Raw genomic sequence first — 1,439 nt, forward strand, 5'->3', positions numbered from 1 at the left:
AGCAGCGCCTGCGCCTCGATCGGATCACCCAGCGTCGTACCCGTACCGTGCGCCTCGACCACATCCACATCGGCGGCGGTGAGACGGGCGTTGGCGAGCGCCTGACGGATGACCCGCTGCTGGGACGGCCCGTTCGGGGCCGTAAGACCATTGCTCGCGCCGTCCTGGTTGATGGCGCTGCCGCGTACGACGGCGAGGACCGGGTGGCCGTTGCGGCGGGCGTCGGACAGGCGCTCCACGAGGAGCATGCCCACGCCCTCGCCCCACGCCGTACCGTCGGCTGCGGCGGCGAAGGGCTTGCACCGCCCGTCGGTCGCGAGTCCGCGCTGACGGCTGAACGCCACGAACGTCCCCGGGGTCGCCATCACCGTCACACCGCCGGCCAGGGCCAGCGAGCACTCGCCGTTGCGCAGCGCCTGCACGGCCAGGTGCAGGGTGACCAGGGACGACGAGCACGCCGTATCGACAGTGACCGCCGGACCCTCCAGACCGAACGTGTAGGCGACGCGCCCGGAGGCCACGCTGCCGGAGCTGGCGGTGCCCATGTAGCCCTCGAGGCCGTCCGGGGCGCGGTGCAGCAGCGTGCCGTAGTCGTTGTACATCACGCCCGCGAAGACGCCGGTGCGGCTGCCGCGCACGGACGCCGGGTCGATGCCGGCCCGCTCGAACGCCTCCCACGTGGTCTCAAGCAGCAGCCGCTGCTGCGGGTCGGTGGCGAGGGCCTCGCGCGGGCTGATCCCGAAGAACACCGGGTCGAAGTGGTGGGCGTCGTGCAGGAAACCGCCGTCGCGCGTGTAACTCGTTCCGGGGCGGTCGGGGTCCGGGTCGAAGAGTCCCTCGACGTCCCATCCCCGGTCGGTCGGCAGGCCCGTGATGGCGTCCCGGCCCTCGGTGACCAGGGTCCACAGGTCCTCGGGAGAACGGACGTCTCCGGGGTACCGGCAGCTCATCCCGACGATCGCGATCGGTTCGTCGTCGGCGGCGCCCGTCGCGGCGGTGATGGGCGCCGCGGCCTCTGCCGAGGTCCCCAGGACCTCTGTCGTCAGATACTCCGCCAGGACCGTCGGCGTCGGGTAGTCGAAGATGAGGGTCGCGGGGAGGCGGACCTCCGTGGCCGCGTTCAGGCGGTTGCGCAGTTCGAGGGCGGTCAGCGAGTCGAAGCCGACCTCGTTGAAGGCGCGCAGCGGCTCGACCGCGTCGGGGCCGGCCAGACCGAGCACGGCGGCCACCTGCGTCCGGACCAACTCGAGCACGACTTTGCCGCGTTCAGGTGCCGGGAGGGTGGCCAGGCGTTGAGCCAGGGCTCCCGAGGGCGCGGCGGTGGTGGCGGTCGCGGCCGTACGGCGGGTGGGCGCGGGGACGCGGACCAGGCTGCGGAGGAGGGGCGGGAGCATGCCGGTGCTGCTCGCCTGGGCGCGCAGGCCCGGCAGGTCCAGCCG

1 protein-coding gene is annotated in these 1,439 nt (G+C 73.2%); it reads right to left on the reverse strand.

The window, feature by feature from the left end; genetic code table 11:
* Positions 1 to 1,439 (reverse strand): type I polyketide synthase (locus IE249_RS35360; protein ID WP_189711614.1); only part of this gene is annotated, 1,439 nt, incomplete at both ends.

This window comes from Streptomyces anandii JCM 4720 (assembly GCF_014650655.1).
In the GTDB taxonomy this organism is placed as follows: Bacteria; Actinomycetota; Actinomycetes; order Streptomycetales; family Streptomycetaceae; genus Streptomyces; species Streptomyces anandii.